The 9,369-nt window shown below is 56.1% G+C and carries 7 protein-coding genes, 1 pseudogene and 1 riboswitch; of the genes and pseudogenes, 3 read left to right on the top strand and 5 right to left on the bottom strand.

All coding sequences use genetic code 11. The annotated features are described in order from the left end of the window. Positions 1-86: 86 nt before the first annotated feature. Positions 87-719: a PAAR domain-containing protein gene (locus F9C28_RS19105; RefSeq protein WP_233149180.1), complete on the bottom strand. Its 633-nt coding sequence runs from the start codon at positions 717-719 to the stop codon at positions 87-89. Positions 720-1,047: 328 nt separating this feature from the next. Continuing rightward, positions 1,048-1,145, top strand: a riboswitch (TPP riboswitch). Positions 1,146-1,182: 37 nt separating this feature from the next. Between F9C28_RS19105 and thiM the strand changes: the two genes are divergently transcribed. The 3 genes from thiM to fbaB all read left to right on the top strand — a co-directional run bounded on the left by thiM (position 1,183) and on the right by fbaB (position 4,050). Continuing rightward, complete coding sequence (gene thiM, locus F9C28_RS19100) at positions 1,183-1,971, top strand: hydroxyethylthiazole kinase (protein ID WP_199016861.1); 789 nt, start codon at positions 1,183-1,185, stop codon at positions 1,969-1,971. A 2-nt stretch (positions 1,972-1,973) separates the two neighbouring features. Continuing rightward, positions 1,974-2,777, top strand: a complete 804-nt coding sequence (gene thiD, locus F9C28_RS19095) for a bifunctional hydroxymethylpyrimidine kinase/phosphomethylpyrimidine kinase (RefSeq protein WP_199016862.1) — start codon at positions 1,974-1,976, stop codon at positions 2,775-2,777. A gap of 220 nt (positions 2,778-2,997) precedes the next feature. Then, entirely contained in the window at positions 2,998-4,050 is a 1,053-nt protein-coding gene (gene fbaB, locus F9C28_RS19090; protein ID WP_199016860.1) for a class I fructose-bisphosphate aldolase, read from the top strand. Between the two features lie 49 nt (positions 4,051-4,099). On the opposite strand, the gene yegS is transcribed toward fbaB, so the two are convergent. From yegS to F9C28_RS19070, 4 genes and pseudogenes are all read right to left on the bottom strand, one after another. Then, positions 4,100-4,987 (bottom strand): lipid kinase YegS, encoded by an 888-nt coding sequence (gene yegS, locus F9C28_RS19085; RefSeq protein WP_199016859.1) that lies wholly within the window; start codon positions 4,985-4,987, stop codon positions 4,100-4,102. A gap of 298 nt (positions 4,988-5,285) precedes the next feature. Continuing rightward, a complete protein-coding gene (gene trhP / locus F9C28_RS19080) occupies positions 5,286-6,653 on the bottom strand; it encodes a prephenate-dependent tRNA uridine(34) hydroxylase TrhP (protein ID WP_199016858.1) in 1,368 nt (455 codons plus the stop codon). Between the two features lie 158 nt (positions 6,654-6,811). Next, positions 6,812-8,289 (bottom strand): annotated as a pseudogene (locus F9C28_RS19075) (SulP family inorganic anion transporter). A gap of 350 nt (positions 8,290-8,639) precedes the next feature. After that, positions 8,640-9,317, bottom strand: a complete 678-nt coding sequence (locus F9C28_RS19070; RefSeq protein ID WP_408641541.1) for a nickel/cobalt efflux transporter — start codon at positions 9,315-9,317, stop codon at positions 8,640-8,642. Positions 9,318-9,369 lie beyond the last annotated feature (52 nt).

The following is a 9,369-nucleotide window of genomic DNA, read 5'->3' as shown; positions in this document are numbered from 1 at the left end:
TTGAACTTTTGCTTTGTCACAGGATGTCGCTACAGGGTCAGGAGTGTGGTGATCTGATCCTAATTTCGGCTAAAAGTTCGATTTATTCAACAAAGCCGTTGTTTAGCTGCTTTCATGTGCGCGATCTGTTCGCTGTTCTGTTTTGCAGGATCAACCAGCAGCATAATGGACCCGGCTTTATGTTTTTCGCCCGCACCGTTCAATGTAGCGAATAGCGTTTCAACTCCCGCTGGAGGATTTTCAGTGAATAACAGGCGTTGCCAGGCTTCCGTAGCACCGCCATAAGGGAGAACGACAAAACCCGCATCGATACCTGTTTTCTTTTTCGCTACCTGGGCGTGCTGTTGTGGTTCTGGCTCTGAACGGCGTTTTGGCACAGGGGCCACCACGGGGACAGGAGCCCCGACCGCGGTATTTGAAGGTCTTGACGAAGACACTGTCTCTCTTTCATAGCAATCCGGTATGGAAGGAATAAACCTGGCCCTGCAAGGGCAGGAACTGATGCTGTCCAGTGTTCCCGCCAATTGCCGCATCTCATCCATAAATCCCTTTGTCCCCCCGCGGATGTGGTATGAAACACCCGGATGTTTGCCACAGGAGACAAAATCACCTTCGCGGGCAGCATCTGCACCGTACCAGTTAATCTCCGGTGTTCCGGTTAATATTTTGCCTCCGCAGGTGGTGCGATCACCTACCCGGAGATAATAACCTGTTGCCATAAGTCCCTTTGTGTGTTGTTAAAATAACCAGATTGGTTATTTTACAGGCAACTTTCGTATGTGCAACACGTAGCAGGGTTATGTAAAACCACATACGGCGGTAGTGGCCAGGGCGCCCCGTTAACGCGGTGAACATTAGTCAAAAGCCGGCGAATAACGGTGTGCTGCTACAATCCCGTTTTTTGCGGCTGTGGGATACAGGCTGGGGCACCTGCTTGTTTGTTAAGCGATAAAGTGGAATTTAAAAGGGTTGTGTCTTTAGCTTTCCGCTGGCAAGATCTTGCCGAGGATTAATAGACAACATTAATCGCAACGTTTTGATTTTGCTAAATACGACTCGGGGTGCCCCTGTAAACGCAGGGCTGAGAGATACCCGTACCACCTGACCTGGATAATGCCAGCGTAGGGAAGTCTGATGCCTGACCGGTATCCCTTCTTACGCCGGGCAGGAGCGTTAAACAATATGCAGCCTGACCTGCTAGCCGGCCCTGTGGCCGCCCGCACTCTTCAACGATTACATACCCATACCCCTCTTGTGCACTGCATGACCAATGATGTGGTGCAAACGTTCACCGCTAATGTCCTGCTGGCGCTGGGGGCTTCCCCGGCGATGGTTATTGAGCAGGAAGAGGCGCAGCAGTTTGCCGCCATCGCCGACGCGCTACTGATCAATGTCGGCACCCTGACACACCCCCGGGCGGAATCCATGATGGCCGCCATCCGGAGCGCCAGCGATGCCGGTAAACCCTGGACCCTGGACCCGGTGGCGGTAGGGGGGCTGGCATACCGTACCGGCGTGGTGCACCAGATGCTGGCGCTTCGCCCGGCGGCGATCCGAGGTAACGCTTCCGAAATCCTGGCTCTGGCCGGTGAGTCCGCCAGTGGACGCGGGGTGGACAGCCAGGACAGTGCCAGCGCGGCGATCCCTGCTGCCCGGGCGCTGGCAACCGCCACCGGGGCCGTGGTCGCGGTAACCGGGGAGGTTGACTATATCACCGACGGCGAACGGCTATTGGCGGTGCCGGGCGGGGATCTACTGATGACCCGGGTTGTCGGCACCGGCTGCGCGCTGTCTGCGGTGGTGGCGGCTTGCTGCGCGTTGCCCGGTAACCGGCTGGAAAATGTCGCCGGTGCCTGTCGCATTATGTCATATGCCGGTAGCCAGGCCGTAGCCCGCAGCCAGGGGCCGGGCAGTTTTGTGGCGGCATTTCTGGATGCCCTTTATCAACTGGACGAGGGGAGCCTGCTATGACACTGCCGCGTATTAACGCCTTAACTATTGCCGGTACTGACCCCAGTGGCGGCGCCGGGATCCAGGCGGACCTGAAAACTTTTTCCGCCCTTGGGGCTTATGGCTGCTCTGTGATTACCGCGCTGGTGGCGCAGAACACCACCGGGGTGCAGTCGGTTTACCGCATTGAGCCGGACTTTGTGGCGGCGCAGATGGATTCGGTATTCAGTGATGTACGCATTGATACCTGCAAAATCGGTATGCTGGCGGAAACCGACATTGTTGAAGCGGTGGCGGATCGCCTTGAGCGCTATCAGGTCTCCAGTGTGGTGCTGGACACCGTGATGCTGGCTAAAAGTGGCGATCCGTTGTTGTCTGCCAGTGCGGTCAGCGCCCTGCGGGATCTGTTGCTGCCGCGGGTGGCGCTGATCACTCCCAACCTGCCGGAAGCCGCCGCGTTGCTGGACTGCCCCCACGCTACCAGTGAGCAAGAGATGCGTGAGCAGGGGGCCGCGTTGCTGGCCATGGGCTGCGGGGCGGTACTGATGAAAGGCGGCCATTTACTGGACGATCCGCAAAGCCCGGACTGGCTGTTTACCCGGGACGGTGAGGCGCGGTTTACCGCCCCCCGGGTGCCGACCAGGAATACCCACGGCACCGGATGCACGTTGTCGGCGGCCCTGGCCGCCCTGCGCCCCCGGCACAATAGCTGGGAAGAGACCGTCGCCGAGGCGAAAATGTGGCTCTCTGCGGCACTTGCCCAGGCGGACAGCCTTGAGGTCGGCCACGGCAACGGCCCGGTACATCACTTCCACGCCTGGTGGTAACACGTATCCCAGGCGCCCGTGCCCGATAACCCGGTGGGGTATTCCCCACTGGAAAATCACCCGGCCAGGTGGCCACTGAGGTGGACAGTCTGCTTATCCATAATATGCGGGCCCAACTGGCGAAGATACCGTTCTGCGACCAGACTTAAGCCTGCCCGTTGTCCGGGCTGGCTTAAATTTCAGCCGGTTCTCCGAAAACCGGCCCTTATGGGAGTGTATTATGACTGATATTACCCAGTTGCTAGGCAAAGATGCCGACAGCTTACTGCAGCACCGTTGTACCACTATTGCGGCAGACCAGCTCTATTTACCGGGCCATGATTATGTGGATCGGGTGATGGTGGATAACAACCGCCCCCCGGCAGTGCTGCGCAATATGCAGACGTTGTACAATACCGGGCGGCTTGCCGGTACCGGGTATCTCTCTATCCTGCCGGTTGATCAGGGCATCGAACATTCCGCCGGGGCATCCTTTGCGGCTAATCCGCTCTACTTTGATCCGAAAAATATCGTTGAGCTGGCTATTGAAGCTGGCTGTAACTGTGTCGCATCCACCTATGGGGTGCTGGCGTCGGTCTCCCGGCGTTACGCGCACCGCATTCCGTTCCTGGTGAAACTCAACCACAACGAGACTCTCAGCTACCCGACCACCTATGACCAGACCCCGTATGCCAGCGTAGAGCAGGCTTTTAATATGGGGGCGGTAGCGGTTGGGGCGACCATTTACTTTGGCTCCCCGGAATCCCGCCGCCAGATTGAAGAGATCTCTGTGGCCTTTGAACGCGCCCATGAGCTGGGGCTGGTCACGGTACTGTGGGCGTACCTGCGTAATTCAGCCTTTAAAAAAGACGGCGTGGACTATCACGTCAGCGCCGATTTAACCGGCCAGGCAAACCATATTGCCGCCACGATTGGCGCCGATATTGTGAAGCAGAAAATGGCGGAAAATAATGGCGGTTATAAAGCGGTTGGCTTTGGATACACCGATGAGCGAGTGTACAGCAAACTGACCACCGATAATCCGATTGATCTGGTGCGCTACCAGTTAGCCAACTGCTATATGGGCCGTGCCGGGCTGATCAACTCTGGCGGTGCCGCCGGGGGGGAAAACGATTTGGCCGATGCGGTGCGTACTGCGGTTATCAATAAGCGCGCCGGGGGCATGGGGCTGATTCTGGGGCGTAAGGCCTTTAAGAAATCCATGGCCGACGGGGTGAAATTGATCAATGCGGTCCAGGATGTCTATCTGGATAAAAAAGTGACCATTGCCTGAGTGACTATCCCCTGGCCACGGCCAGGGGATATGGCGGCTGCCCGGGGAATTAACGCAGTAGCGGGCAGCCCGGCGGAAGCCGACATTCTATAGCGCCGGGTTCAACCTCCAGCCGGAAATGGGTGCCGGTCAGCGGCTCACCGTCGAGGTTAAAGGTCATCTCTGTATCCGCATCCACTTCAAACCAGGCTGAACGGGCATCAATGATATTCGGGCTCTCTTCCTGGCGCGTAATTGCCGACAGCAGGGCGGGGATCAACTCCTCACCGGTGAAAATCCGCACATCGAGCAGGCCATCGTTAATCTCTGCCACCGGACACAGCTGCTGGCCACCCCCGGCCTGGCGGCCGTTGCCAATACCTATCACCAGCGCCTCTCCGGCCCACTGGAAATTTTCCCCGCGGATCCGGCAGCGGTCGGGCTTCAGGGTGTCGATGCGCAGCAGGCCGTGAATAAAGTAAGAGATGCCGCCAAGGGCGGATTTAAGCTTTTCCGGGGTTTCGGTGGTGATTTTGGTACCAAAGCCGCCGCTGGCCATATTAATAAAACAGGCGCTGTCGTTAACTTTCACCAGGTCCACCGGCACGCTGTGGGCACCGATAGCCAACAGCAGGGCTTTATCGATATCTTGTGGGATCCCCACGCTGGTGGCGAAATCGTTAGCGGTACCCAGCGGGATGATCCCCAGCGCCGGACGGCTGCTTTTATCCAGTGAAGCCAGTACCGTGGCGACTTCGTTGATGGTACCGTCGCCACCTGCGGCAATGACCGTGCCGGCCTGTGCGGCAATGGCTTCGCTGATAATACGCCGGGCATCGCCGTGCTCCCAGGTGACCCGTACCTGAATATCAACGCCATTCTGCCGCAGGGCATTGACGGCATCACGCAATGCGTCGTTTCCGGCACTCTTTCCATTAAGTACAATAAAAACAGCCATGGTGTTCCTCTTCGTCCTGGATTATCGAAGAGTGTATCCTGGTATGTGCTGTGGGGCGTCATCGCGGGGGAGAATAAAGCTAAAAAAATAAGCCTGTGCGAGGGAGATCGAACAGGCCAAGGAGGTGGTTCCTGGTATAGGTTGCTTTGTAGGATATGTAATGTAGCAGTCCGTATAATACGGATATCCGACAAAAACGTGTGTGATCGGTTTCTAAGTTTATGAACAATTTGAAAAATAACGTAAGGTTACTTATTTTTCTGTGAGCTCCGACCACACAACGGCAATAAATAGTCTATCAGGCGGTTTGCGCGTGCGGATTACGGGTGGTTTGCCCCGCCAGATTACGCAGCAGCAGCCCGTACTCAACCGGCATATCCGCCGGTACCGGCAGCCAGACGGTATGACCATCCCCCGGGGCAACATCAACCACCTGTCCCTTACTGTTTTCCATCTGCTCCAGGGTAAAGACAACATTCCCCTGGGGGGTCATCATTTCCAGACTGTCGCCGGTGGTGAATTTATTCTTCACCGCCACCGCGGCCAGATAGCCCCGGCGCTCGCCGGTAAATTCCCCCACGAACTGCTGACGATCGGAGACAGAATAACCGTATTCGTAATTCTGGTAATCGTCATGGGTATGGCGGCGCAGGAAGCCTTCGGTATAGCCCCGGTGTGCCAGTCCTTCAAGGGTTTGCAGTAATGTCGGATCGAACGGCTTGCCCGCGGCGGCATCGTCGATGGCCCGGCGATAGACCTGGGCGGTACGGGCGCAGTAATAGAACGACTTGGTGCGCCCTTCAATTTTCAGGGAATGTACGCCCAGTTGGGTCAGCTTCTCTACGTGCTGAATCGCGCGCAGATCTTTTGAGTTCATGATGTAAGTGCCGTGTTCATCTTCGAACGCGGTCATATATTCCCCGGGGCGCTGGGCCTCTTCAATCATAAAGACTTTATCGGTGGGGGCACCCAGGCCGAGGGTTGGCTCAATATTCTGTACCGGGATCGGCTCATGCTGGTGAACAATGTTGCCCACATCATCCTGCTTGCCTTCCTGGACCTTATACTCCCAGCGGCAGGCGTTGGTGCAGGTGCCCTGGTTCGGATCGCGTTTGTTGATGTAGCCGGACAGCAGGCAACGGCCGGAATAGGCCATGCACAGGGCGCCGTGAACGAAAATTTCCAGCTCGATTTCCGGCACCTGCTGGCGAATTTCCGCGATTTCATCGAGGGAGAGCTCACGAGAGAGGATAACCCGGGTCAGCCCCATCTGTTTCCAGAATTTTACCGTTGCCCAGTTCACCGCGTTGGCCTGAACCGATAAATGGATATCCATTTCCGGGAAAGCGTCGCGCACCAGCATGATTAACCCCGGATCGGACATGATCAAGGCATCCGGTCCCATCTCCACCACCGGTTTCAGATCGCGGATAAACGTCTTCAGCTTGGCGTTATGGGGGGCAATATTGACCACCACATAAAACTTCTTACCCTGGCTGTGGGCTTCCTGAATGCCGAGGGCGAGGTTTTCGTGGTTGAATTCGTTATTGCGCACGCGCAGGCTGTAGCGGGGCTGCCCGGCGTAGACGGCATCGGCGCCATAAGCGAAAGCGTAACGCATATTTTTCAGCGTTCCCGCCGGGGAGAGGAGTTCCGGTTTAAACATAATGGTCTCGTTCTGATGTCAAGTCAGGGCCACACGGGGTGTGGCGGGTAACGGTGGGGTTTCCACAATTTTAGGGCGGGGATTGTAGCGCCCCGCCGGTAGAGAGTAAACCAGCAGGGCAGGTAATACTGCGTCCGCCTGCCTGGAGGGGGCGCGGTTTAATGGCCGCTGAGCCGTTTGTGCCGATGCGCCGGTTTGTCATGGACCGCAAACCGGTCAACCAGGGTGCGGGTCGCGTCGTTCATGCCGCTGACCTCGACCCGGGCCCCTGCGCCACGAAGTTTAATCACAATCCGGTCCAGTGCGCTAACCGCGGTGATATCCCAGAAATGGGCGTGTGTCACGTCGATAACCACGTGCTCCACCGCTTCACGGAGATCAAACTGGCGGCTAAACCTATCCACTGAAGCAAAAAAGACCTGGCCGGTCACCACATAAGTACGGGTGCCGTCTTGCTGCGTGGAGGTGACGGCCATAAAGCGGGCAACCTTCGTGGCGAAGTTCAGGGAGGCAATCAGCACACCGGTCAGTACGCCGAACGCCAGATTATGCGTTGCCAGCACCACGGCGACGGTGGCCAGCATTACCACACTGGTGGACAGGGGGTAGGTGCGCAGGTTTGCGATAGAGCGCCAGGAAAATGTGCCAATGGAGACCATGATCATCACCGCCACCAGGGCGGCCATCGGTATTTGCGATACCCACGGGCGCAGGAAGAGGATCAGGCACAGCAGCACCACGCCTGCGGTCAGGGTGGATAACCGCCCGCGCCCGCCGGATTTTACGTTAATGACCGACTGGCCAATCATGGCGCAGCCTGCCATCCCGCCAATCAATGCGGTGCACATATTCGCAATACCCTGGGCCTTACACTCCCTGTTTTTATCGCTTCCGGTATCGGTCATGTCGTCAACGATGGTGGCGGTCATCATCGACTCCAGCAGCCCCACCACGGCGAGCCCCGCAGAGTACGGCAGGATAATTATCAGGGTATGAAGGGTTAGCGGCACATCCGGCAGCAGGAATTGTGGCAGGCTATCGGGTAGTTTGCCCATATCGCCCACGGTGCGGACATCAAGATGCAGCCACAGGGAGATAGCGGTCAGCACAATAATACAGACCAGCGGCGAGGGGATTGTTTTATTGAGATACGGGAAGAGATAGATAATGCCCAGGCCGGTGGCGGTCAGGGCGTAAACGTGCCAGGAGACGTGGGTTAATTCCGGCAGCTGCGCCATAAAGATCAGAATCGCCAGGGCATTAACAAAGCCGGTGACCACCGAACGGGACACATAGCGCATCAGGCTGCCCAGTTGCAGATACCCGGCGAGGATCTGGAACACGCCAGTCAGTACCGAGGCGGCAAGCAGATACTGAAGCCCGTGGTCTTTAACCAGGGTGAGCATCAGTAGCGCCATGGCCCCCGTTGAGGACGATATCATGGCCGGGCGGCCGCCGAAGAAGGCCATCACAATGGGAATACAAAACGCGGAGTAGAGGCCGACCTGGGGATCAACACCGGCAATAATAGAAAGGCGATCGCTTCAGGGATCAGCGCGAGCGCGACAACAATACCGGCCAGGACATCCCCACGGATGTTCCCCAGCCAGTCCTTACGCGTTGAGGACAATAGCATAGTCGTTTCTCAGAGTTTGAATACAGCCCGCCCGTGGGGGCCAGATTTAATTATCACAAACGCTATCCGCAGAGGGATATAGTGGGTGCGCCGCTGAGCGGGCTCAGAGCGACAACAGGGAAGGGTGACAACTCAGGGTGGCGTAAGACGCATAGTGGCTTTTTATCTCCCGGGTTGTGGGTGTATGTCGGTGAACGGTTAATACGGTCGCTAATGACTGCTTTAAAACCATAACAACGTTTTGCGGTAAATCACAACAACAAAAGCACAACGTCAGTCTTTTTATTAAAAGCATCCGGGAAGGCGGATAGCCGCAGGGCCAGCGCCTGTCCACGGTTTTCATTTTGCAATCATTGCAATGCGCTGATGATAGCCAGGTAGCCATGTATACCCATATATATTCCGATGCATCCAATCAATATGCTCGAAAAATAGGGCGCTTTTTTTGCAACAGCGCTGAAACCATGCCAGCGTTTTGCAACCTGATGTACACTTACGGCGGCGCCAACGCCTACGGTCACCAATGTTAAGGCGAGGCCAATACTGAAACACACCACCAGAGTCGCGCCAAGGGTTAATGCCTTAAACTGAAGACAGATAAGGAGTACTGTAATTGCAGCAGGGCAGGGGATAAGCCCGCCCGTGAGGCCAAATAACAGAATCTGCCCGTTGGTGATTTCTTTGCCGTCAAAACGACGCTTGATATCATTCGCATGAGCCAGCTCATGTGCATCCTGATATTCTTTTGTTCCTTTTACCAGCCCATCGGTTTCATGATGATGATGTTCATGAAAATGGGTATGAAACTCACGTATATGATGTGCTGCACCGAGTTTCAGGGTTGTCGAGAATTCATGAGGTTCAGGTATTACTTCTTCTGATTCTGCATAATGCCCCATGTTGATGAATTTATAATTTTCTGGTTTTCCATCTCCGCGATCTACCACTACAGCCATTTCTTCTGATGACCAGAATGGACCTTTAAGGAAGGTGCGAACAAGTTCCTGATATGAGATCATCATATTCATCCGGAGCGCATCCCAGAGGGACATCATGAGCCATCAACTCACCTTCGCCGAT

The sequence above is a fragment of the Shimwellia pseudoproteus genome, assembly GCF_016415625.1.
Classification (GTDB): domain Bacteria; phylum Pseudomonadota; class Gammaproteobacteria; order Enterobacterales; family Enterobacteriaceae; genus Shimwellia; species Shimwellia pseudoproteus.
This window is presented reverse-complemented; position numbering and strand designations above follow the sequence as displayed.